Source organism: Nocardia sp. 348MFTsu5.1, assembly GCF_000383535.1.
Taxonomy (GTDB): Bacteria; Actinomycetota; Actinomycetes; order Mycobacteriales; family Mycobacteriaceae; genus Williamsia; species Williamsia faeni.
Window position 1 is genome coordinate 58794 of record NZ_KB911519.1, and the last position, 22884, is coordinate 81677.

A 22884-nucleotide genomic window follows, 5' to 3' on the forward strand; every position below is an offset into this window, starting at 1 on the left:
TCGGTCCGATCTGACGTCTGACAAGAGCCCTCGAGCGAAAGCTCGAGGACTCTGTCGTATCTGCAGCTGCTGCCGCTACCGTCAAATACGAAGTGCGAGGGCCACAACCAGGCGAGTGGCCTGATCGCCCAGATCCAGCCCGGTCAGTTCGTGGGCCCGTCGCAGCCGGTACCGGAGCGTGTTCGGATGGATGTGTAGATCGGTGGCAGCCGCCCGGACATCACCGAACGCATCGAGGTACGCCCGCACACTCGGCACCAATTCCGTCCCGTGCGCGGTGTCGTAAACCCGGAGCTCGGCCACCCGCGGATCGACCAGGTCGGCGTTGGCGGCAAGCAATCCGACGATCTCGCCGAGGAGCACCGGCGTCCGTGACTGCTCGACCGTGGTCACCTGGTCGATCAGTGCACCCTCATGGAGCGCGGCACCGATCACCCGGTCGACCTCGCCACGCAACCGCGCCGCATCGATCACCCCGGAACCCTCGGCGATCACGGCCCGGATCCGGACGCCGAATCTTCGTTCCGCGGCCGCCACGGTGGCGCGTGCCCACTGCACCGTCGCCGGCCCGCCGCCGGTCCGGGGGAACAGCACGTAGACCCGGCCGCCGACCGCGGCGGTCACCGAGTCGGGCCGAAAGGCGCTGGCGTGCAGTGTGAGTGCCGGCAGGCTCTGCTCCCCTGGTTCGTCGCGGCGATCGGTGGTCCCGTTTCGTTCTCGTGGCCCCAGCCCGACGACAACCACCGGGCCGTCGGCCGGAATGTTCAGTGCCTGAGCAAGATAGGTGACGTCGATGCCGTCCCCCCGAAATCCGAGAAGCCGCTGAACCTGCTCGCCGTGTACGGACGGCATCGACACCGATTGCGCGATGATGCGGGCGGCGACGGCGGCTGCGCCGGTGATCACCTCCGCCGAATCCGGAGCCGGGGCAGCGTCGGTCTGCTGCAACCACAGGGTCCCGAGATATGCCTGACCGCCGGGTTCCCGGATACCGACGGCCAGCCGTGGGCGCAGACCGAGGTCATCGCGCTGAGCCACCGACACCACGTCCGTCGTGGCCCGCAGGGCACCGAAAACGCCCCACTGCCGCAGCCAGTCGAGCATCTCCGGCGGACCCTCACGTCCGAGAATCGACAGCCGGCGGAGTTCGTCGGCGTGCTCGTCAGAGGTGCTGTAGGCCAGGACATGCGAGTCGGCGTCTTCGATGCTCACCAGTCCACCGGTCCGGTCCGCGACCGCCTGGGCCAGTGCGAACAGATCTCCCGCGGTGCCAGTGGCCATCGACTCCGCGCTCCCCGCGCGGGCCTGCTCCAGAACTCGTCCGATCAGGTTGTAGATACGCTCCCAGCGCGCATGGGGGTCAACGGCAACCACCGCGACACCGGCGGCCGCCGCCCGGCGCACCATCGTCGTCGTCGGCGACTTCACCAGAATCGCGACGGGTGTCCGGATACCCAGCGTTGCCAACCACGCGATCACCGAATCTGCACCCACGCCGACCAGCAGCGCCAGGTCCGCACCTCTCGCGGCCCGGCCCACACCGAGTCTCAGGTCGTCGTCGTCGAGCAGCGCCATCGACGACACGGGTCGATCCAGGCCCTCGGGCGCCTCGACGAGTGTGACCAGCGTGCCGTCCAACGCCAGGAGCAATCGCCCGAGTGTGCTCGATGCCGGTGTTCCGGGTTCCGACATCCGATCCCCTTTGTTCAACTGAACCAAGGATACGCACATGCTTTGGCCTATCGGCTATCGTTTCGTGGTCGCTGCCGGGCTGTGATGGGTAGATGGACGCCATCACCACGCCGCCACGCGCGCACAACGAACCCGTGCACACCTACGCCCCGGGATCTCCGGAACGCCGCCGGATCATCGCCGAGTTGGGCAGCCTCACCGCCGACGGCCCGATCGACCTACCCCATGTGATCAACGGTGCCCACGTCACCGGCACCGGAACACCGACCCCCGTGGTTCAGCCTCATGCCCATCACGAGGTGCTCGGCACGTTCACCAATGCCACCCACGACGACGCCCGCGCAGCGGTCGACGCCGCACTGGCGGCTGCGCCGGCGTGGAATGCAACCGACTTCGATTCCCGGGCCGCGATCCTGCTGCGGGCCGCAGACCTGTTGGCCGGATCCTGGCGCGAAACGATCGCCGCGGCCACGATGCTCGGACAGTCGAAGACGGTGCAGCAGGCCGAGATCGACGCGCCCTGCGAACTCGTCGACTTCTGGCGCTTCAACGTCGGATTCGCGCGGGAGATACTCGCCGAACAACCCGTCTCCGGTGCCGGGGTGTGGAACCGACTCGACCACCGCCCACTCGAAGGCTTTGTCTACGCGATCACCCCGTTCAACTTCACGGCGATCGCCGCCAACCTGCCCACCGCCCCGATGTTGATGGGTAACACCGTGGTCTGGAAACCCTCACCGACACAGACCTATTCGGCATATCTCACGATGAAGCTCCTGGAGGCGGCGGGATTGCCACCCGGCGTGATCAATCTGGTTGCCGGAGACGGTATCGCGGTCAGCGATGTGGCGCTGAGCGATCCGAATCTGGCCGGTATCCATTTCACCGGTTCGACCAACACCTTTCAGCATCTGTGGCGTGAAGTCGGAACGAACATCGACCGCTATCGCAGCTATCCGCGACTGGTCGGCGAAACCGGCGGCAAAGACTTTGTGCTGGCGCATAGTTCGGCAGATCCGGAGGTGCTGCGAACCGCACTGATCCGCGGAGCCTTCGAATATCAGGGCCAGAAGTGTTCGGCCGCATCGCGTGCCTACATCCCGCGTTCGGTGTGGGACACCATGGGCGACGACTTCCTCGCCGAGGCGAACAGCCTGACCTACGGTGACGTCCGGGACCTGTCCAATTTCGGCGCCGCGGTGATCGACCAGCGCGCCTTCGACAAATCGTCGGCCGCCATCGAGCGGGCCAAATCCGTTCCCTCCCTGACCATCGCCGCCGGCGGGGATCACGACGACTCCGAGGGCTACTTCGTACGGCCGACGGTGCTCCTCGGCGACGATCCCACCGACGAGGCTTTCTCCACGGAGTATTTCGGCCCGATCCTCTCGGTCCACGTCTATCCGGACGACAACTTCGATTCGATTCTGCAGCAGGTCGATTCGACGGCCCGCTACGCGCTCACCGGAGCTGTCATCGCCGATGACCGGTCCGCGGTCGGTTCCGCGCTCTCAGGGCTCCGGAACGCGGCCGGAAACTTCTACATCAACGACAAACCCACCGGGGCGGTGGTCGGACAGCAGCCTTTCGGTGGTGGACGGGCATCGGGCACCAACGACAAGGCGGGGTCGAAGCAGAATCTGATGCGCTGGACCTCGACCCGGACCATCAAGGAGACATTCACTCCCGCAACAGCTGCCGGATATCCGCATATGGCCGCCGATCCCGAAGAGGGCCGACCGTGAAGCCGACCACCGCTGCCGCAACGCGCAGCATCATCACCGCGGCCGGCCGGAGCGACCGGATCAAGCGCCTCAGCGGGCGGCTGCCCGTGACACGGAATGTTGTGCAGCGCTTCGTCCCCGGTGAAACCCATGACGATGTCATGGATGTCTGCGGATCGCTGCTCGAATCCGGGCGGATGATCTCCATCGACCACCTCGGCGAGGACACCACCGACGAAACCCAGGCCGAAAGGACCGTCCAGGCCTACCTGCGACTGATCGGGATGCTCGCCGATCACGCCGGGGGCCCGAACCCGACCCCGCCCGGTCATCCGATGGAGGTGTCGCTGAAGCTGTCCGCACTCGGTCGTGCACTCCCCCGGCACGGAGAGAAGATCGCACTGGAGAATGCACACCGCATTGCCTCCGCGGCCACCCGGGCAGGCGTGTGGGTGACGATCGACGCCGAGGATCACACCACCACCGACTCGACCTTGCGGATCGTCCGCGAGCTGCAGTCCGACTTCCCCGACCTCGGGACCGTGCTGCAGTCCTATCTGCACCGCACCGAGGACGACTGCCACGCTTTTGCCGGACCCCGATCACGGATCCGGCTGTGCAAGGGCGCATATGCCGAACCACCGGCAGTGGCTTTCCAGGACAAGCCGGACGTCGACGCCGCCTATGTGCGCTGCCTGCAGGTGTTGATGGCCGGCGACGGCTACCCGATGGTCGCCAGCCACGATCCGGTGATGGTGGCTGCCGCCGAGGCGATGGCCACCGCCGCCGGCCGACGCGCCGACGACTGGGAGCACCAGATGCTCTACGGCATCCGTGATTCCGAACAGCTCAGACTGGCCCGGGCCGGTCGGCAGATCCGGGTCTACGTTCCGTTCGGTTCGCAGTGGTACGGCTATTTCATGCGCCGGCTGGCAGAACGTCCCGAGAACCTGAAGTTCTTCCTCCGGGCCCTGGTCTCCCGCGACTGACATACCAAAACCGGGCCACCTGTGTTCAGGTGGCCCGGTCTCGGGTACGGCAGTGCCGCGGTCGGGAAGTTTGTGGGGTTCGCCGAATCAGGCGGCGACCACCGTGTCGTAGTAACCGTCGTAGTCGGTGTCGTACTGTTCGATCGCCATGAGGGTGAGTCCTATTCGTGTCGGGTGCGTGGTCTTCGGTGGTGCCGCGTTGTGCGGCGGTCGAAGATAGGAGCACCGGCGACGGCAGAAAGTTCCCGCCCACTCGGACTCGCCCGTCAGTAGCCGATGAATCGATCGGTGTGCAGGCGCCAGGGCTGCCACCGCAATCCGGGTTCGGCACCCAGCAACATCGGTTTGATGGCGTCGAGCATGGCCGGCGGGCCGGACAGATAGTAGTGCGACCCCGGACGCGCTACCGCAGCGATATCGCCGGCACCCACCAGGCCACCGGTCACCGTCAGCACGGTGGCGCCGGCGGCACGGACGGCATCGAGTACATCGGCGTACACCAGCCGATCATCACCGTTGGCCGCATAGATCAACGACACCTTCGACAGGTCCGCACCCCGTTCCAGCAGGTCGGCAAGCATCGATCGGAACGGCGTGATGCCGATGCCACCGGCAATCAGGACCGTCGGCGCCGTCAGTTTGCGCGGGAGTGTGAAGTTGCCACCGACCTCGTCGACATACAGCTTCGAGCCCGCCACATTGCCCTCGATGAGCCGCTTCTTGAATGCCGAGATGTCCCCGGCCGCGGTGAAACCGAAACGCGTCGATTCGCCGGGCGCTCCGGCCAGCGACAACACCCGTCGCGTGCCCTGCTTCTCGGGCGTCGGATTCCATCTGGGCGCAGAGATCTGTGCCCACTGTCCGGGCCGGAATCGCAGCCCGGGCGAGGCGATCACCTCGTAGGTGTCCGTGCCGATCGGCTGCACGGAGTCAACGGTGAGCACCGTGCGGCGCCATCTGCGCGCAACGATGTAGGCGAACAGATTGCCCGCCAGCAATGCGATCTCCGGTGTGAATTCAAGCGTGTATTTGTCGGTGATCTCGAACGACTCACCCCAGTACATGAGGAATCCGACGAGCGCCGCATAGATGACCGACTGCACGCGCGTCGACGGAGACGTGAGCGGTTCGGTGAGCATGATCGCGCCCGCGAACAGCAGCGGACTCGACTTGATGGCGAGTTCGAGCGCGTCGCCGACCGGGGTGTCGACGTCGAGTGCCACATAGATGGCCGTCACCAGGGAGACGACGAGAAATGTTCCCACCAACCACCATTCGCGCAACTTCCAGACCACCGCGAGCCCGATCACGATCATCGGGATCATCAGTTGTTCGGCGGCGACCCACCAGAATCCGAACAAGAACGGTCCGACGTCGAAGTACGCGAACAGATAACAGATCACCGCTGCCGCGACAGCCGGGTTCACGATGTGACGACGGCGGAATGCGATCACGTACTTCGAGGCGCTTGCGATGGCACCCGCCAGCACGAGTCCCCACCCGGTGTCGGCATCGGTGAGTCCCGGGAAGATGAAGAACAGGATCAACGCGGTGATCAGCCATGATTCGCTACCCGGCGGAACCCGGACGACGGCCGCGCAGGCGTAGGTCACGACCCCGCAGGTCACCACGAGAATCGCCAGCGATCCGAGCAATTGACTTGCCGTATAGGCGAATTCGGAATCGAACGCCGCGACCCCCAGTGCGTAGACGGCCAGCACCACCAAGGCGAGCAACACAAACCGATACATCGAGAGGCGATCGATCAGCCTGACGAACCTCATAGGAACAACTCCAGTTCTCGCGCGTGTGAATGTTCGACAGTGCCGTTTGCCCGCACCACCACATAGTCGAAATCAAAGTGGCTCAACAGCTTTTGGGGAGATGTGAAAAACAGTGCCGTCGCGAGTCCGTCAGCTGTCATCGTGTCTTCGGCGATCGCCCAGGTGGCCAGGACTTCCCGGGTGGGACCACCGGATCGCGGATCCACGATGTGATGCCAATCCGCCCAGGCGCGCCGGTTGCCCGCCGAAGCGCAGATCGCGTTGTTCTCGATCACCACCGTGCCGATCGCCTTGGTCGGATCGGTGGGATGCTCCAACCCGATTCGGTGAGGGTGATCACCGGACCGGATGTCGCCGCTGCCGTCGACCAGGAATTCGTCGAATCCGTGCTCCCGGACCAATTGCGCAACCCGGTCGACCGCGAAGCCTTTTCCGGTGGCGCCGATGTCGATCAGCACCGGACGCACGACGTCGAGTTCGCCCTGCCAGCCGGCGAGAACGTCGTCCCACAGAGGTACCGCGGCAATCACTTCCGCCGGCCGCAGGGAGTAGGTGGAGTCGTATCCGGCGTCATCGAGGGTCTGTCCGACCATCGGCGTCACCATCCCGCCCGTCACCTCGTACAACGTGCGGTGCAGGTCGATCACAGGCTGATCCGACGACGGGATCGGGAAGCGGCCGGTGGTGGTGGCCATCTCGGCCACCGTCGAATCGTCGCGGAACCTCGACCACATCAGATCGATCCGATCGAGCTCGGCGGTGATCGCCGACTTCAGGTCGTCAGGAACCGATCGCCCGAGAGCAACTCCCCACGAGGTGCCGAGTGCGTTGAACTCCCAGGTGGTCGGGTCATTCACTGTGTCATGGATTCAGGCCTGGGCCTCGGACTTGATCTGATCGATCGCGTCGTTGAAACCACCTGAGGTCAGCGATGATCCCGACACCTTGCTCACGTCGAGCTCGTCGATATTCTTACCGACGACCAGTGGATCGATTCCGCTTTTGAACTTCCCCTGGAACTCCGCAGCCGTGCCCGTGGTCTGACTGGTGTCCAGTGTGAGCGCGGTGATCACCGAGTTCGACAGGGTGACCGTGACGCCGAGCTGCTGGTGCCCACCCGGGGACGTGTAGTGGCCGGTCGCCGTGTATTCCCCGTCCTGATAGGGCGAGGATGCCGAGTCATTTTGTACCGCACCGGATTCGACCGTTGCGGTACTCTCCACTGCTGCTGCTGTTGTGGTGGTGGCGTCCGAACTGCCGCCGCCATCGTCACCACACGCGGCGATGGTGGCGCCGGCTGCAGCTATGACGGCAGCAACCTTGCCCGCGTTGACAATTCGGCTCTTTGACGATGAAGTGGGTGTCGAGGTCATGAAATCCATTGTGCCTCCTCTGGGGTCAACCGTGGTACGCCTACAAGGCGGTTTGTTCTCATCCAGCTTTAAGCGTGTATGTGGTACCAGCGTTTAAAACGCCTACACCTTATGCCTTCGCCTGCTCTTTGATCTGATCAATCGCGTCATTGAATCCCCACGGCGACAGCGACGAGCCGGCCATGGTGCTGATCACCAGGTCGTCGATGCTCTTGCCCGCGACGAGATTGTCGGAGATCAGCGCTTCTTTGACGTTGTTCTGGAAGACCTGCGGCAGACCATCCGACAGGCTGGTGTCGACCTCGAAGGTGGTGATCACCGAGTTCGCGAGATTGACGGTGACGCCGATCTTCTCTTCTTTGCCACCGGGCGTCGTGTACGTGCCAACCGCGGTGTATTGGCCGTCCTTGTAGGGGGAATCGGCGATCGCCCCGGCGTTGGCAACGGCAACTTCGGAGGTCTGCGTGGCCGTCGAGGGAGCGGAAGTGGGAGTGTCGCTGCCACCGCACGCGACGAGTGCGGCGGTTGCGCCACCGACGAGGGCCACGGTTTTACCCGCATAGGCGAGGCGTGATCGCCGTGACGATGTAGTCGAAAAAGTCATGCGTGAATCATCACCGCCGGACAGGACCGCAGTCCACTTAATCCGGCAGATTGTTAGGTTAGTCTCACCTCACTTTACAAACATTCGATGTGGTGCCTGTCACGTTCGTTCATCGCCCCGCAGCCTCGATCCGGGCCGCCACCGCATCGACGAACACCGACGAGATGTCGGCCGGCGTCTCGGCGATGTAGCTGGTGCCGCCGGTCGCATCCGCGATCTTCTTCAACGACACGGCGTCGGCATCCTCGGTGATACCGATCGTCAGCACCAGCACCGGACGAGCCGGATCCTCGAGCCGTTTCAACTCGGCCAGGAGTTCATCGAGGCTGATCGAGTTGGGGTCCTCGTTCTGCCCATCGGTGAGAATGATGACGCTGTTGGAGTAGTTGGGGTCATACGTGTTCTGAACCTCTTTGAATGCCGCCAGAGTGGTGTCGTACAGACCGGTGGCCCCACCCACCCGATCAGGCAACGTCAGAATCTGCGATTCGAGGTACTCACGATGGGTCTCTCCGTCGGCACCCTCTGCGTCGAGGGGTTCGATCTGCGCGAGTGGCATCCAGTCCTGGCCCTTGCCCCCGAGATCGATGGAGAACAGCCAGGCACCCAGAGCGGTGGAGTTGGGGAACAGCTTCAGTCCGTTCATGCTGGCGTCCACCAACATCTCGGCCCGCGTCGAAGCCCCGGCCGCCGATGACATCGAGCCCGACACATCCTCCACGACCAGGGTGCGGATCGGCACGCCGAGTACCGCCCACTGCCGCAACGCCTTTGCCTCCCGATCAGGATCAGACAGTGTGAGAACAGTCACATCGCCCACTCCGCCCGGAGGCGCGGGTTCATCCATCGATGTTCGGAACCCCGCGGCGGTCAGGGCTTCGGCTCCGGTGCTGGACGTGACCACGTCCAGCAGTTCTTTTCCGGCCTCGTCGACGATCTCTTTGCGCGCCGCGGATGCCGTGTTGAGCATCGGGAAATCGAGAACAACCGTGCCATCGGATGGGACCGAGGCAGACAATCCACTGTCCGGACTGGCGCGCTGATAATCGATGAAGTTCTGTTCACTGACCACTGTCGCGGAGTCGCTCGTCGCGGCGAGGCCGAGGCGGTGATTGTCTGAATCCTGGGGCATCCGGGCGTTGCCCTGCTGCAAGGCCAGCAGGGTCATCGCGTCCGTGAACGACTTCTGGTCGATGGCACCAGCTTGCTGGGCCGCGAGGGCTCCGACGATCGGGGCGTCTCCGGTACTCGAATCGATCGGGTTGCCCAGGCGAAGGCCGGGCAACTTCATCACGTCGACCCAGTTCTCCAGTGGCGGAACGTCTTTACCGGCGACCACCACCGGGCTCACTGCAACGGATGCGGCGACCACATCGTTGCCGACACGAGTCTGGTCGGTGACCGTCCGGGCGCGGGTCGTCGAGTCGGCGATCCAGAGGTCCGGTGCGTTCTCGCCCTTGGTGAGCTGGCCGGCGACATTGGCGCCGGTGACGGCGGTGACGTTGAAGTCATAGCAGGAGTCGCCCGACGCGGTGGCCGCGAGAGGTTTGATGGTGGCCGCCATCGTGGGAGCCGCGATGACCGACACGGCCTCGCGCGAGTCACAATCGGTACCGGATCCGGTGCCGATCGTCCGCCACAAGATCACGCCGGCAACCAGCAGCGCTACGAGTACCAAAGCTCCCAGCATCCATGCTGTCCCGTGCCCCCGGTCGCCATCCCGATGCCCGCTGAATCCGAATTCGCCTTCAGCGTTGCTGTCGACCCCATGCCGCCCCATCCGTTACCGCCCTTGTTTCGAGGTTCGCCGGGATTCTATACACAGCGGCATCGGGCGCCGAACCGCATGTGACAGCGTGGATCAGCGATTTGTGGGCGGTACTACTCAGGAATACAGATCGTGAAATTTCTTCAGTGAAGCTTCGATCTCGCTCTTGACAACCTTGGCCGTGATCTTTCCGATCGGGCCGATCAACGCCAGTCCCCCGAGTTCGATCTCGAACGTCACCTTCGAACCCTCCGGCGCCGGATCCACGGTGAGGATCAGCGTCACCTTGACCCCGCCCTTGCCGGTGCCCTTCAGGCTGACCCGGTGCGGCGGGTCGTAGGCGTTGACCGTCCATTCGAAGCGGACCCGAGTGCCCCTGGACGCGATGATCGACGACACCTTCGTGCCCTTGCCCACTTCGTCCGGCGCGGGGAGCGGACTGCGCCAGGCGTCGTGGATCGTCAGCCATTCGTCGTAGCTCGCCAGGTCCAGTACGCGCGCCCAGGCTTGGTCCGGCGCCACACCGACCTCTATCGAGTCCTTCACCTTTGCCATGCGCTGACGTTATCGGTCCGGATCCGCCGGCGTCCGTCAGTTCGGGCACGTGTCGGGCGCGGGCTCGCCGGCAAAGCGATCAGAGATCCAGTCGACCGCGTCGCCGGTGACACCCAGATTGGTGTGTCCACCCGCGGGTTTGCGAACGATCTCGATCACGTCGCCCTGAGCGCACGCGCGTTGCAGCGCGGCAGTGGTCCAGGCCGACAGAATGATGGTGTCCTGGTCCCCGTAGGCGACGAAGAGTGGACCGGCCGCCGGTTCCGCAGGCAGGGCGTCGGACTCGAGGATCTCTCGCAGGCGGTCGACTGCCGCTTGGTCGGCGATCGCGGCGTCACCGGGCGCGATGTCCATCGCAGCGGAGAACTTGTCCCCGGTCGACGTGGGGCCACACGAGGTGAAGGCGGGTGCACCCGCTGCCAGACCACCGCGCATGTAGTCGTCGGGATCGAGGTCGGGATGCACTTCCCGAAGTCCCGCAACAAGATTGGGGATGAAGATCTTCTGGGCATCGGTGTATTTCACGTCGAGCCCGGCATCGGTGATCGGCGACAGGTCGGCAGCGGGTGCGAGCGCCGCGGCGCCGACGAAGTCGAGCCCCTGGCCGTAGTCATCGGCGTGCTCTGCGGCAGCCCAGGCCGCCTGGCCGCCCTGGGAAGCGCCCATCGCGGCCCAACGATCAGATGCCTCGGGTACCACATTCCGTGCTGCTCTCACTGCATCGATCATGTTGTACGCCACGGTATTCGGTTCCAGATAGGGATGCGGACGCGGGTGCTCGACACTGGTCCCGAGGCCCTGGTAATCACTCGCCGCAACCACATATCCACGCGCGACGAGGCGCGCCACGTTGCCGTCCTCACCGAGCAGGTCCGGGTAGTCCGACGGCCCGCAGGTCACGCTGGTTCCGGTGGTCCCGTGGCCGAGCGCGACAATCGGCCATCCACCGGCCGGCGGATCACCGGCCGGAACGGCCACCACTCCCGAGACCTCGGTCCCGAACCCACCTGCGTAGGCGGCGGTCGAGCGGTAGACGACCTGAATCAGCCGGCCGACATCGGCCAGCTGGTCATTACCTTCGAACGGCTGCTGCTCGACGATCGCGCCACGATCCGCCAGGTCGGGCGGAGGTGATGCCGGTGGCAGCGACGTCGTGGTGCCGGACTGCGGCGGGGCCGACGACGGCGTCGCACCATTGTCGGCGCCGCTGCCCGAACAAGCCGTGACGAACAGGAGACCCGAGACCAGCAGCATCCCGGCCAGACGCGCTGCAGGCCTTCTGATCGTCAACGCCTGGATTCGGTGTTGTTACTTGGGCTGATCCGGGTTCTTGTTGCCGTCCTGCGCAAACTTCCTGGCGGCGTCGGCGCCCTTGCGGACCTGGCTCGCGTACTTACCCTTGGTTGCCTTGTTCACCGCGTCGGCACCCTGGTCGATGACCTTGGTGTTCTTGCTCAGGGCGTCCTTGCCCTTGTTGATCAAACCTTTGATGTCCATGGTGGCCCCTCACCTTTCTCCGGCGCCGGATACTTCATCGGCGATATTTGATTCTTTGATTTTGAACTTCAGCTTACTGGACCAGGCCGCAATGACCGGATTCAGATGCCACAGGATCTCCACCGCGACGATACCGACCGCTGCGGTCACCAACGCGATTGCGGTTTTGGCCCAGTCGGTCGGATCCAGCTTGAACATTTCCTGGGTGAACGGCAGCGAGAAGATCAGTACGTACATCAGTACCGACACGGTCAGGAGCACGATCTTCCACCAGTTGTACGGCCGCGCGACCACGGCGAGCACCCACAGGGAGATCGCGATCATCGTGATCAGGGCCGTGGTGGCGGCCTGCATCTGATCAGGTGTCATGTCGACCGAATCCTTGGAGCCGAGTTCGATTCCGGACCCGCCCGGATACACCAGCGCGTAGGCCACAAAGGTGCAGACCGCGATGACGATTCCCGACGGGATCGCCAGGCGCAGGACGCGGCCGACGAACCCGGGTCGGGCCCGTTCGTTGTTCGGGGCCAGAGAGAGCACAAACGCCGGCACACCGATGGTGAACCAGGCGGCGATCGTGACGTGGATCGGCTGGAACGGGTACGACATCGGTGTGAATCCGAAGATCTTGCCCAGGACCCCGGCGACTCCGATGGTCATCGCCAGGAGCACCGCGTAGACGGTCTTCGTCAGGAACAGGTTGGAGACCCGTTCGATGTTCCCGATGACGCGCCGGCCTTCGCCGACCACGTACGGCAATGTGGCAAAACTGTTGTCGAGCAGGACGATCTGCGCTACCGACCGGCTCGCCGAGCTACCCGAACCCATGGCCACACCGATATCGGCGTCTTTGAGGGCCAGCACGTCGTTGACACCGTCCCCGGTCATCGCGACGGTGTTGCCCCGCGACTGCAGCGCGCCGACCATGGCCCGCTTCTGGTCCGGCCGAACTCTGCCGAAGGTGGTGTGGGAGTTCACGATGTCGGCGAGTTCATCGGTATCGGTCGGGAGTGTGCGCGCATCGACCGCGTCATCCACTGTTCCCAGGCCCAGCGACCCGGCCACCGCGCCCACCGAGATCGCATTGTCTCCGGAGATGACCTTGACCGAGACATCCTGCGAGGCAAAGTAGTCCAGGGTCTCGCGGGCATCGTGGCGGACGCGCTGCTCCAGCGCGATCAGTGCCCTCGGGGTGACGGTCCCCGGCGCAGACAGGCCGTCGGCTGATTCGGTGTCGACGGGCACATCGGTGGACGCCAGCAGCAGGACCCGCAGGCCACCCGATCCCAACTTGCCGGCCTCGGCGGCGGTCTCGCTCTGCGGTGGCAGCAACATATCCGGTGCGCCGAGCAGCCAGTTGCCACGCGGCTGCCCGGAAGCACTGTCGTAGAAGGAGATACCACTCCACTTCTTCGCAGACGTGAACGGTGCAATGCTGCTCGACGACCATTCCGGCGCGTTCGGGAACGCCTCGGCCATGGCCTGGACACTGGCATTGGGGCGGGGATCATGGGCGGCCACTGCGGACAGGGCCTGCTCCAGCTCGGTCCGATCTCCCTGCACCGGAACCAGTTCCGCCAGCCTCATGCCGTTCTCGGTGAGGGTTCCGGTCTTGTCCGCGCACACCACGTTCACCCGCGCCAGGCCCTCGATGGCCGGCAGTTCGTTGACCAGGCACTGTCGCCGGCCGAGCCGGATCACACCCACCGCAAAAGCGATCGAGGTCATCAAAACCAGACCTTCGGGCACCATCGGGACCAGTGCCGCAACCATTCCCAGCAGACTCGCCTTGATGCCGTTCTCGCTGATGAACAGTTGGTTGACGATGGTCAGCACACCCGCCGGGATCAGCAGGTAGGTGATGATCTTCAGAATCTTGTTGATCCCGTTGCGCAGTTCCGAGTTGACCAGCGTGAACTTGCTGGCCTCTTCGGCAAGTTGTGCGGCGTACGCGTCGCGGCCGACCTTCGTCGCGCGGTATGCGCCCGAGCCGGCGACGACAAAGCTGCCCGACATGATCGGATCACCGATTGCCTTGTCGACGGCATCGGCTTCACCGGTCAGCAAGGACTCGTCGATGTCGAGGGACGCTGATTCGATGGTCTCGCCGTCGACAACGATCTGATCGCCGGGCCCGAGCTCGATGATGTCATCGAGTACCACCTCACCCGGATCGATCTCCGCGGCAACACCACCTCGACGAACCATCGGCCGGGTCTGGCCGACGATCGCGAGCGCATCGAGGGTCTTCTTCGCCCGGATCTCCTGAATGATGCCGATGCCGCTGTTGGCGATGATCAGCAAACCGAAGGCGCCGTTGATGATCGAACCCGTGCTCATCACGATGATGAACAGCACACCGAGGATCGCGTTGATCCGGGTGAAGATGTTCGCGCGGACGATGTCCGAGACGCTGCGGCCCGAACGGTCCGGCTGGACGTTGACCAGGCCCGCATCAACCCGCTCGGCCACCTGCGCCGCGGTCAGGCCGCTCGTCGGATGGTCCACGTCGACCGTGGTCACGCCGCGCCCTCCCACCAAGACTGGGTCTCGAAGCCGTGTCCACTGCGTGAATGGACATCAAAACGCGCACCGGGCATCGGGGTGATGACCGGAATCTGCAGCTCCTGGGCCGCCGGGAGCAGTCGCTGCACCGGATCTGCCCACTCGTGCAACGCGAGATTGAATGTGGCCCAATGGATGGGCAGCAACAGCGACTCGGACAGGTTGGCGTGATTGAGCATTCGATGCACGTCGACCGCTTCTTCTGGATTGAGGTGGATGTCGGGCCACAGCCGGTCGTAGGCACCGATCGCGATCAGCGACAGCCCGAACGGACCGAAGTCGGCACCGACCTGCTCGAACGACTCGGTGATGCCGGTGTCGCCGGAGAAGAAGAAGTTGTTGCGCGGTCCGGTGACGGCCCAACTCGCCCACTGCGTGGTGTTGCGCTGCAGTCCCCGTCCGGAGAAGTGGCGGGCGGAGCAACAGTTGAAAGTGAGGTCACCGATGGTGATCGACTCACCCCAGTCGGCTTCGCGGATCCGGTCGGAGTGGATGCCCCAGTACTCCAGATGCGCACCGACCCCGATCGGTGTCACGAAGACGGCCTCGGGATGGGTCCGGGCGAGCTTACGGACCGTCGCGGTGTCGAGGTGGTCGTAGTGGTCGTGGCTGATCAGGACCACATCGATGGCCGGCAACTCGTCGAGCTGGTGTGGCACCGGGTGCAGCCGGGCCGGCCCGACGACGCTCGATGGTGAGCAGCGCTTGCTCCACACGGGATCGGTGAGAATCCGATATCCGTCGAGTTCGACGAGAACCGAGGCATGGCCGAACCAGGTGGCAGCGAGGTCGGCGACGTGCTGCGGCAGAGGTGAGGCATCGAACTCCAGGCGGGTCCGCGGCTTCCCGGTGTCACCGCGACGGAGCATCGCGAGCGCGGCTGCCCGATCGCCGTCGACGGGTCGCGGTGGCTCGAGATTGCCGAAGTTTCCACCGGTTTGATACGGGGAGGCACTGATATGCGGGAGCACAAGATCTTTCGGTGCCCCCATGGCCCGGAACACCTCGGTCCCGGCAGTCACCCCGGCAGCGGCAAACGCCACCCCGGCGGTTGCAGCACCGGCCATCAGCCTCGGAGCAGTCATGGGATTCGGTAGGCGCGCCACCCCCGACACACTACCGGCCGGATGTCGCAATTCTCCGAGCCGCGGGCCGTGATCGAGAGCGAATCGGGAGACCCGAGTCGACAAGTGGGAATATCTCGGGGTATATCTGACTTAGATAAACCATAGTCAGCAAAAGGAGAAGGTCATGACCCAGATCGTTGATGCCGTAATCGTCGGAGCGGTACGTACCCCGATCGGAAAGGGCAAGCCGGGGCGGGTCGTCGACGGTGTGACCGTCGGCGCCGGCGGACTCCACGGCGTTCATCCGGTCGACATGCTCGCCCACAGCCTCCGGGCACTGGTCGAGCAGACCGGTATCGACCCGGCCCTGATCGACGACGTCATCGCCGGTGCCGTCACCCAGGCCGACGAACAGGGACAGAACATCAGCCGCAAGGCCGCCCTGGCCGCCGGCTTCCCCGAGTCGGTTCCGGGTACCACCATCAATCGACAGTGCGGGTCGAGCCAGCAGGCGATCTCGTTTGCCGCCCAGGCCGTGATGTCGGGCGTGCAGGACGTGGTGGTCGCGGCCGGTGTGGAGTCGATGAGCCGGGTGCCCATGGCATCGGATGTCCGTCCGGGCGTCGACGCCTCCGGCATCGGATTCTCAGAGCGGTACTCAAAAGGACTGATCTCTCAGGGCCTGGCCGCCGAACTCATCGCTGCCGACTGGGGCTTTTCCCGGACCGAACTCGACGAGTTCGCGCTGTCGAGCCATGACAAGGCCAGCGCCGCGACCAAGGCCGGCCGCTTCGACCGTGAGATCGCACCGCTGGCCGGGCTCAGCACCGACGAGCTGATTCGTCCGGGCGGGACCGTCGAACAGCTGGCGACCCTCAAGCCGGCCTTCTACCACCCGGCGATTCTGGAACGTTTCCCCCAGATCGTATGGCAGATCACCGCGGCCAACTCGAGTCCGCTGTCCGACGGCAGCGCGGCAGTGCTGATCATGAGCAGCGCCAAGGCGTCCGAACTCGGCCTCACCCCACTCGCGCGACTGCACAGTTTCTCGGTGGTCGGTTCCGATCCGCTGTACATGCTCACCGGCGTCATCCCCGCGACCGAGAAGGTGCTCAAGGCTGCCGGTCTGACCATTGGTGACATCGACCTGTTCGAGGTCAACGAGGCCTTCTCCCCCGTGGTCCTGTCCTGGGCCAAGGACACCGGCGCTGATCTGGCGAAGACCAACGTCAACGGCGGCGCCATCGCACTCGGTCACCCGCTCGGCGCCAGTGGTGCCCGGATCATGACAACCATGGTCAACGCACTGCAGCAAACCGGCGGCCGCTACGCCCTGCAGACCATGTGCGAGGCCGGCGGTATGGCCAACGCCACCATCATCGAACGGCTCTAACCCCCACCCGCTCCCCCGCCCTTCCCGCAAACGAGCCAGTATTACGAAGACGAGCCGCATATTTGTGGCTCGTCTTTGTACTGCCGGCTCGTTTGGCGAGCGTGGTCACTGCAATCCGGCCCGCTGCAAGCCATTTCGCAATATGGCGTGCAGCCGTTCCGGATGCATCAGGTCGTCCCAACCCCAGCGTGAGACCACGTACCCGAGCTCGTTGAGGCGCTCTTCGCGACGCTTCTCGCGGTAGACCGCATCCGCCGGGGTTTCGCCGGACCGAAGATATCGGATGTACTTTCCTTTGCCGTCGAACTCGCCGAGCAGATGGTCTTTGATCCGAAAATCGGTGCGCGCCAACTGTTCACCGTCTGGAGCGTAGATTTCCGGCTGCAACTGCGGAACCGGGATGTCGGGCATCGAATACATGCGAGCTCGCGACAAGGATTCGCCGACGCTCTCCGACGCACCGTCGGCGAATGCCACCGCTGCCCTGGCGTTACCCACTCCCTTCCGCCGGCCTGCCCGAGCGAGCACATTCTCGAACTCGGTCCTGGTCGCACCCATCCGAAGCGCCGCGTCGCAGACGCAGACGGCCTGATCGAAGCTGCCGATGCGAGCGATGTCGACAGCCGTGCGAGCGAGGGTCGTCACCAGCAAGCCTGGTAGGTCAAGGACCTCGTCCGGTTCCCAGGTGGCGGCATGCACGCGACAGGCCCGATTACGGCTTCGACCACCGCCGGTGCGATTGACCGTGAAGTGGACCCGATCAAGGTCGGCGTCGAACATCGGCAGGCCCAGGAGCGCGGCGGCCGACCAGTGGCTGACGGCCTTGGTTCCCTGCCCCGCATCAACTGCTCCGAGCACCTTCAGTCGATACCGACGCTCCCGCTCGACGCGGCCGCGAGCATCACCGTCCGAACTCGCCGGGATGTACATACCCCGATAGACGCGCTCCAGACTTCCCTGCCTCGTCGCAGCCTGCAGCGCGTGGTCGCTGAAGCCCGCAGACACCGCAGTTCGTCTGAGGATGAGTCCATCCGCGGTCAGGTCGTAATCTCCCATCCACCGATTCTGTGCGCAGCCGGCGACGTCACGAGTCGCTCCGATGCCGATCTGTGGACAACATCCCCTCCTGTGCACAACCCAGACGCTCCGCTTGTGCGACGACGCTCCGCTTGTATGTGGAGCGTCTTCGCATAAGTGGAGCGTCTGGGCGGGTGGGGGCCATTACGCTGAGGCGGTGGCAGATGAGCTGGTCCTCGCGATCGACCTCGGCGGCACCAAAGTGGAAGCTGCACTGGTCGATCCGGCAGGGAGTGTCCTGGCGGAGAGCCGAAGTCGGGCCCCGACGGGTGCACAGTCTTCATCCGCCGACCTCGACCGCAGTGTCCTGCAGGTTGTCGATCACGCGCTCGCACATGTGCCCGACACCGCCGAGGTGATCGGTGTCGGCATCGCCGCGGCCGGACCGGTGGACGAGAAAGCCGGGACCCTCTCTCCCATCAACATCCCGCAGTGGCGGGCCTATCCACTACGCGATCTGGTATCCGGTCATATCCGAACCACGCTGCGCGACATCCCCGTTCACTTCCATCGCGACGGCGTCGCAATCGTGATGGCGGCCCACTGGATCGGCGCCGCCCAGGGCGTCGACAACCTCATGGGCATGGTGATCTCGACCGGTATCGGCGGCGGATTCATCATCGACGGACGGGTTTTGGCCGGTAACAGCGGACACATCGGGCAGATTCAGTTGTCTGGCTTCACCGGCGAGGTCAGCATCGGCAGTCGCACCACCCTCGAGTCCGTGGCATCCGGACCGCACACCGTTGCCTGGGCCAATGCCCAGGGCTGGACCGGGCACACCGGCGAAGACCTGGCACAGGCGTATCGCAACGGCGACGACATCGCCCGCCGGGCCGTCGTCCGGACGTCCGAGGCGGTAGGCCAGGCGATCTGCAGTGCAGCGGCATTGGTCGAGGTCGACGTCGTGGCCATCGGCGGCGGCTTCTCCCAGGTCACGCCCGACCTGCTCCCGATGATCCAGGATGTCGTCGAACAGCATCCGCTGCAGTATGTTTCACGGGTCCGGGTGATCGATGCCGGCTTGCCGGACACGGCCCCGTTGGTGGGCGCCGCCGCGCTGGTCTACCGCCGCGACCACGTCGGCCTCCGCACCTGACGGAGCCTCGGCTAGTTCGCCAGCGACCGACTGATCACCAGGCGCTGGATCTGGTTCGTGCCCTCGAAGATCTGGGTGATCTTGGCTTCGCGCATCAACCGTTCGACGCGGAAGTCCCTGGTGTAGCCGTATCCACCGAACACCTGGACCGCATCGGTGGTCACCTTCATCGCCGCGTCGGTGGCCACGAGCTTTGCCACTGAGGCATTGCGCGAGTACGGAACACCGGCGTCGCGACGACGAGCGGCGTCGATATACGTGGCCCGGGCCGAATCCACCGCGGCCGCCATGTCGGCGAGCAGGAATCCCAGACCCTGGTGGTCGATGATCTTCTTGCCGAACGTCTCTCGCTCGTGCGCGTAGGCGACCGCGTCGTCGAGTGCGGCCTGCGCGATACCCACGGCGACCGCCGCGATCCCGAGACGGCCCGAATCCAGTGCGCTGAAAGCGATCTGGAGTCCCTGGCCTTCGGCACCGATGCGGCGTCCCTCGGGGATGAACGCATTGTCGTAGGTGGCCGATGTGGTCGGGACCGCGGTCAGACCCATCTTCTCTTCCGGCTTGCCGAAGCTGAGGCCCTCGGTGTCATCGGGGACGAGGAAACACGAGATGCCCTTCGACCCGTCACCGGTGCGGGCGAACAGGTTGTAGAAGTCGGCGACGCCACCGTGGGTGATCCACGCTTTCGACCCATTGATCTTGTATCCGCCGTCGGTGGCCGTGGCCTTGCACGACAGTGCCGCGGCATCGGAACCGGCCTGCGGCTCCGACAGGCTGTAGGCACCGATCTTCTCGCCACCGAGCATTTCTGGAAGCCACTGCTGCTTCTGCTCGTCGCTACCGAACGCAAGTAATGGATGGCAGGACAGACTGTGCACACTCACCGCGACGGCGACGGCCGCCCAGCGTGCCGCCAACTCTTCGAGCACCTGCAGGTAGACCTCGTACGGCTGGCCGCCACCACCCCACTCCTCGGGGTACGGCAGGCTCAGCAGACCGGTCTGCCCGAGCACCTTGAACGCCTCGGCCGGATACTTCTCGGCCTTCTCGTATTCGTCGGCGATGGGCTTCAGTGCCTTGTCCGCGACATCACTCGCCAACTGGACCAGGTCACGGGCTTCTTCAGTGGGTAGCAGCCGGTTGACGGGCATCGCGAAACTCCCTCGATCATCGGAACAGACATCGGACGGCCGGGCAGACAGTACTGCACCACGCCCTTCAGTACTGCAAACAGTACTCCACAACACGACGCAGTACCATCAGCCCATGGTTCCACCCGTTTCCCCGGCACACGCGACGGCACGGCGTGCGCAGTTGTTCGACGAGTTGGTCACCCTGTTCCTCGACGAGGGTTTCGCGCACCTGACGCTCGATCAGATCGCCTCGCGTCTGCACTGCTCGAAGTCGACGCTGTACACACTCGCCGGAAGCAAAGACGACCTGGTCCGCGAAGTCACGGTGCACTTCTTCCGGTCCGCGACCACCGAGGTGGAAGCGGCGGTGGCCCGCGCTACCGGCACAACCGGGCGGCTGACGGCCTACTTGACAGCGGTCGGCGCTGCGCTGGCCCCGGCCCATGAGCAGTTCATGGAAGACCTCGCCGGATTCCCACCGGCCCGCGACCTCTACGAACGCAATACCCGGGCGGCCGCAGATCGCGTCCATGAACTCATCAGCGAAGGTGTTGCCGTCGGCGACGTTCGCGATGTCCATGCGGCGTTTGTTGCCGACGTCGCCGCCTCGGTCATGGTGCGGATCCAGCAGCGCGCCATCAAAGCGGCTGTCGGACTCGAAGATTCTCAGGCCTATCTGGAACTTGCCCAGCTGCTGACCGAGGGGATCGGTCGGTGACATCGTCGTCGACGGGCGCGGCGTCGGACTGTCGCCCGGTGAACAGGGAGGCCACCGCCCCGATCAGACAGCAGACGATCGCAAAGGTGAAGGTCGCAGCAAGACCGTCCGCAAACGGGTCCGAGATCAGGTGCGGGAAGAACTTCAGACCGACCAGGGTGTTCTGATCATCTACCGGAAGCGTCGAAAGATGCTCGCCGACAAGCTGTTTGATCGGGTTGTAGCCCAGGAACGCCGCGAACAGGATCGCCACCGTGGGCAACTGTGAAATCTGGTCGGCATCGGCCGCCGGGACTTCGTGTGCGGTCAGGCCGGTGCTCATGGCGTCCGGGAGATGTTCGCTGAGGCCGACGATCATCAGGCTGAAGAACAAACCGATGGACAGCACCATTGCAGAGTTCTGAAAGGTGGCCATCATGCCCGAACCCGACCCTCGCGCACTTGCCGGCAGGCTGTTCACGACCACGGCCCGATTCGGCGAGGTGAACAATCCCATGCCGACGCCGTTGACGAATAGCACGACCGCGAAGGCCCAATAGGTGAAATCGACCGGCAGGGCGATGAGCGCGACGAAGGTACCGGCAGTCATCAGCATCCCCACCGTCGTGAACCACTTGGACCCGAACCGGTCGGACAGCACCCCCGACACCGGTGCCGACAACAGGAATCCAATCGTGATGGGAACCATGTAGATCGCCGCCCACAGCGGTGTGCGCGTGTAGTCATACCCGTGCTGCGGCAGCCAGATTCCCTGCAACCAGATGATCAGGATGAATTGCAGTCCACCCCGGCCGATGGAGGCCATGAAATTGGCGATGTTGCCGAACAGGAACGACCGGTTGCGGAACAGGCTCAAGTTGAACAGCGGATTGTCGACCTTGGTCTCGATCACGCAGAAAATGGTCAGCAACACGACCCCACCGATGAGGCAGTTGAGGACCTTCGGACTCAGCCAACCCATGTTCGCCGAACCGTAGGGCTGAATGCCGTATGTGATCCCGACGAGGACCGCCACCAAACCGACCGCGAATGTGGCATTGCCCCACCAATCCATCCGGGCCCGCTGCCGAATCCCGGTGTCGTGGAGCTTGATATAGGCCCAGACCGTCCCGATCACCCCGAACGGCACCGAGACGAGGAAAACCAGGTGCCAGTTGATCGGGGCCAGCAATCCGCCGACGAGGAGGCCCAGAAATGATCCGGCGATGGCAGCGACACCGTTGATACCCAGGGCGAGTCCACGCTGATCGGACGGGAAGGCGTCTGCGAGGATCGCCGATGAGTTCGCCATCAGAAATGCACCGCCGATGCCCTGCACCACACGCCAGGCGATGAGCCAGATCGCGGCGGCCTCACCGTCGAACCAGGTGATCGCCAGGAAGATTGATGACACGGTGAAGACTGCGAAGCCCATGTTGTACATCCGCGCCCGACCGAACATGTCGCCGAGTCGGCCAAAACTGACCACGAGGACCGCCGTGACGACCAGAAACCCCATCATCATCCACAGCAGATAGCTGGTGTTCTGCGGTTCCAGGGGATTGAGGTTGATGCCCTTGAAAATATCCGGCAACGCGATGAGCACAATCGACGAATTGATCGTGGCGATGAGCATCCCGAGCGTCGTGTTCGAAAGGGCAACCCACTTGTAACGCGGACCGAGTTCGGCCGCGGTGCGAATCCTGGTCCGATCAGAGTCGGAACTGCGGGTCGTTCGTGTCATCACTACCACCAGCCAGAGTCACTTCGTTGCAGTTACTCGAACCAGATTAGTTGTGTATTGCTAAGTAATCGAATCGGAAAGTCCGAATTGACTGAATTGTGTGGATTGTCGGAGAAGAGACAC

General features: G+C 64.3%; 19 protein-coding genes. 5 read left to right on the forward strand and 14 right to left on the reverse strand.

Annotated features, from left to right (window positions below):
• Positions 1-81: 81 nt before the first annotated feature.
• On the reverse strand, positions 82-1692 hold the full coding sequence (locus H290_RS0119635; RefSeq protein WP_020108538.1) for a CdaR family transcriptional regulator: 1611 nt from the start codon (positions 1690-1692) through the stop codon (positions 82-84).
• A gap of 92 nt (positions 1693-1784) precedes the next feature.
• On the opposite strand from H290_RS0119635, the gene pruA reads away from it, so the two are divergent.
• Positions 1785-3437: an L-glutamate gamma-semialdehyde dehydrogenase gene (gene pruA / locus H290_RS0119640; RefSeq protein ID WP_020108539.1), complete on the forward strand. Its 1653-nt coding sequence runs from the start codon at positions 1785-1787 to the stop codon at positions 3435-3437.
• Positions 3434-4405, forward strand: a complete 972-nt coding sequence (locus H290_RS0119645; RefSeq protein WP_020108540.1) for a proline dehydrogenase family protein — start codon at positions 3434-3436, stop codon at positions 4403-4405. The genes pruA and H290_RS0119645 overlap by 4 nt, the downstream gene beginning before the upstream one ends.
• Positions 4406-4671: 266 nt before the next feature.
• On the opposite strand, the gene H290_RS0119655 is transcribed toward H290_RS0119645, so the two are convergent.
• The 10 genes from H290_RS0119655 to H290_RS0119700 form a co-directional block, all read right to left on the reverse strand.
• Complete coding sequence (locus H290_RS0119655) at positions 4672-6189, reverse strand: hypothetical protein (RefSeq protein WP_020108542.1); 1518 nt, start codon at positions 6187-6189, stop codon at positions 4672-4674.
• Positions 6186-7046: an FAD:protein FMN transferase gene (locus tag H290_RS0119660; RefSeq protein WP_020108543.1), complete on the reverse strand. Its 861-nt coding sequence runs from the start codon at positions 7044-7046 to the stop codon at positions 6186-6188. Before H290_RS0119660 ends, H290_RS0119655 begins: the two co-directional genes overlap by 4 nt.
• 12 nt (positions 7047-7058) lie before the next feature.
• The gene (locus H290_RS0119665) at positions 7059-7571 is read right to left on the reverse strand and encodes an FMN-binding protein (RefSeq protein WP_020108544.1); all 513 of its coding nucleotides are present in this window, start codon (positions 7569-7571) and stop codon (positions 7059-7061) included.
• Positions 7572-7671: 100 nt separating this feature from the next.
• The gene (locus tag H290_RS0119670; RefSeq protein ID WP_028463420.1) at positions 7672-8166 is read right to left on the reverse strand and encodes a hypothetical protein; all 495 of its coding nucleotides are present in this window, start codon (positions 8164-8166) and stop codon (positions 7672-7674) included.
• A gap of 109 nt (positions 8167-8275) precedes the next feature.
• Positions 8276-9946 (reverse strand): substrate-binding domain-containing protein, encoded by a 1671-nt coding sequence (locus H290_RS0119675; RefSeq protein WP_020108546.1) that lies wholly within the window; start codon positions 9944-9946, stop codon positions 8276-8278.
• Positions 9947-10051: 105 nt separating this feature from the next.
• Entirely contained in the window at positions 10052-10489 is a 438-nt protein-coding gene (locus H290_RS0119680) for an SRPBCC family protein (protein WP_020108547.1), read from the reverse strand.
• A gap of 36 nt (positions 10490-10525) precedes the next feature.
• Positions 10526-11779 (reverse strand): lipase family protein, encoded by a 1254-nt coding sequence (locus tag H290_RS0119685; RefSeq protein WP_231373758.1) that lies wholly within the window; start codon positions 11777-11779, stop codon positions 10526-10528.
• A gap of 18 nt (positions 11780-11797) precedes the next feature.
• Entirely contained in the window at positions 11798-11986 is a 189-nt protein-coding gene (locus H290_RS0119690; RefSeq protein ID WP_020108549.1) for an antitoxin, read from the reverse strand.
• Positions 11987-11995: 9 nt separating this feature from the next.
• Positions 11996-14509, reverse strand: a complete 2514-nt coding sequence (locus H290_RS0119695; RefSeq protein WP_020108550.1) for an HAD-IC family P-type ATPase — start codon at positions 14507-14509, stop codon at positions 11996-11998.
• Complete coding sequence (locus tag H290_RS0119700; protein WP_028463422.1) at positions 14506-15636, reverse strand: MBL fold metallo-hydrolase; 1131 nt, start codon at positions 15634-15636, stop codon at positions 14506-14508. The genes H290_RS0119695 and H290_RS0119700 overlap by 4 nt, the downstream gene beginning before the upstream one ends.
• A gap of 166 nt (positions 15637-15802) precedes the next feature.
• Here H290_RS0119700 and H290_RS0119705 point away from each other — a divergent pair, with 166 nt between their 5' ends.
• Positions 15803-17011: an acetyl-CoA C-acyltransferase gene (locus tag H290_RS0119705; protein ID WP_020108552.1), complete on the forward strand. Its 1209-nt coding sequence runs from the start codon at positions 15803-15805 to the stop codon at positions 17009-17011.
• Positions 17012-17116: 105 nt separating this feature from the next.
• Here the strand turns inward: H290_RS0119705 and H290_RS0119710 are convergent, their stop codons facing one another.
• Positions 17117-18067 carry a hypothetical protein gene (locus tag H290_RS0119710; protein ID WP_020108553.1) on the reverse strand — a complete coding sequence of 317 codons (951 nt, stop codon included), beginning with the start codon at positions 18065-18067 and terminating at the stop codon, positions 17117-17119.
• Positions 18068-18245: 178 nt separating this feature from the next.
• Here H290_RS0119710 and H290_RS0119715 point away from each other — a divergent pair, with 178 nt between their 5' ends.
• Complete coding sequence (locus H290_RS0119715) at positions 18246-19187, forward strand: ROK family protein (protein ID WP_020108554.1); 942 nt, start codon at positions 18246-18248, stop codon at positions 19185-19187.
• A gap of 11 nt (positions 19188-19198) precedes the next feature.
• Here H290_RS0119715 and H290_RS0119720 read toward each other — a convergent pair whose 3' ends face one another.
• Entirely contained in the window at positions 19199-20338 is a 1140-nt protein-coding gene (locus tag H290_RS0119720; RefSeq protein ID WP_020108555.1) for an acyl-CoA dehydrogenase family protein, read from the reverse strand.
• 115 nt (positions 20339-20453) lie between these two features.
• Between H290_RS0119720 and H290_RS0119725 the strand changes: the two genes are divergently transcribed.
• Complete coding sequence (locus tag H290_RS0119725) at positions 20454-21038, forward strand: TetR/AcrR family transcriptional regulator (RefSeq protein ID WP_020108556.1); 585 nt, start codon at positions 20454-20456, stop codon at positions 21036-21038.
• Here H290_RS0119725 and H290_RS0119730 read toward each other — a convergent pair.
• Positions 20959-22761, reverse strand: a complete 1803-nt coding sequence (locus H290_RS0119730; RefSeq protein ID WP_036519684.1) for an MFS transporter — start codon at positions 22759-22761, stop codon at positions 20959-20961. The genes H290_RS0119725 and H290_RS0119730 overlap by 80 nt on opposite strands.
• Between the last annotated feature and the right edge of the window lie 123 nt (positions 22762-22884).

What these genes read in the sequence shown, in the direction of transcription:
- H290_RS0119635 (WP_020108538.1), bottom strand. Translation starts at nt 1,692, where the DNA reads ATGTCGGAACCCGGAACACCGGCATCGAGCACACTCGGGCGATTGCTC.
- pruA (WP_020108539.1), top strand. Translation starts at nt 1,785, where the DNA reads ATGGACGCCATCACCACGCCGCCACGCGCGCACAACGAACCCGTGCAC.
- H290_RS0119655 (WP_020108542.1), bottom strand. Translation starts at nt 6,189, where the DNA reads ATGAGGTTCGTCAGGCTGATCGATCGCCTCTCGATGTATCGGTTTGTG.
- H290_RS0119665 (WP_020108544.1), bottom strand. Translation starts at nt 7,571, where the DNA reads ATGGATTTCATGACCTCGACACCCACTTCATCGTCAAAGAGCCGAATT.
- H290_RS0119670 (WP_028463420.1), bottom strand. Translation starts at nt 8,166, where the DNA reads ATGACTTTTTCGACTACATCGTCACGGCGATCACGCCTCGCCTATGCG.
- H290_RS0119675 (WP_020108546.1), bottom strand. Translation starts at nt 9,946, where the DNA reads ATGGGGCGGCATGGGGTCGACAGCAACGCTGAAGGCGAATTCGGATTC.
- H290_RS0119680 (WP_020108547.1), bottom strand. Translation starts at nt 10,489, where the DNA reads ATGGCAAAGGTGAAGGACTCGATAGAGGTCGGTGTGGCGCCGGACCAA.
- H290_RS0119690 (WP_020108549.1), bottom strand. Translation starts at nt 11,986, where the DNA reads ATGGACATCAAAGGTTTGATCAACAAGGGCAAGGACGCCCTGAGCAAG.
- H290_RS0119700 (WP_028463422.1), bottom strand. Translation starts at nt 15,636, where the DNA reads ATGACTGCTCCGAGGCTGATGGCCGGTGCTGCAACCGCCGGGGTGGCG.
- H290_RS0119705 (WP_020108552.1), top strand. Translation starts at nt 15,803, where the DNA reads ATGACCCAGATCGTTGATGCCGTAATCGTCGGAGCGGTACGTACCCCG.
- H290_RS0119710 (WP_020108553.1), bottom strand. Translation starts at nt 18,067, where the DNA reads ATGGGAGATTACGACCTGACCGCGGATGGACTCATCCTCAGACGAACT.
- H290_RS0119720 (WP_020108555.1), bottom strand. Translation starts at nt 20,338, where the DNA reads ATGCCCGTCAACCGGCTGCTACCCACTGAAGAAGCCCGTGACCTGGTC.
- H290_RS0119725 (WP_020108556.1), top strand. Translation starts at nt 20,454, where the DNA reads ATGGTTCCACCCGTTTCCCCGGCACACGCGACGGCACGGCGTGCGCAG.
- H290_RS0119730 (WP_036519684.1), bottom strand. Translation starts at nt 22,761, where the DNA reads ATGACACGAACGACCCGCAGTTCCGACTCTGATCGGACCAGGATTCGC.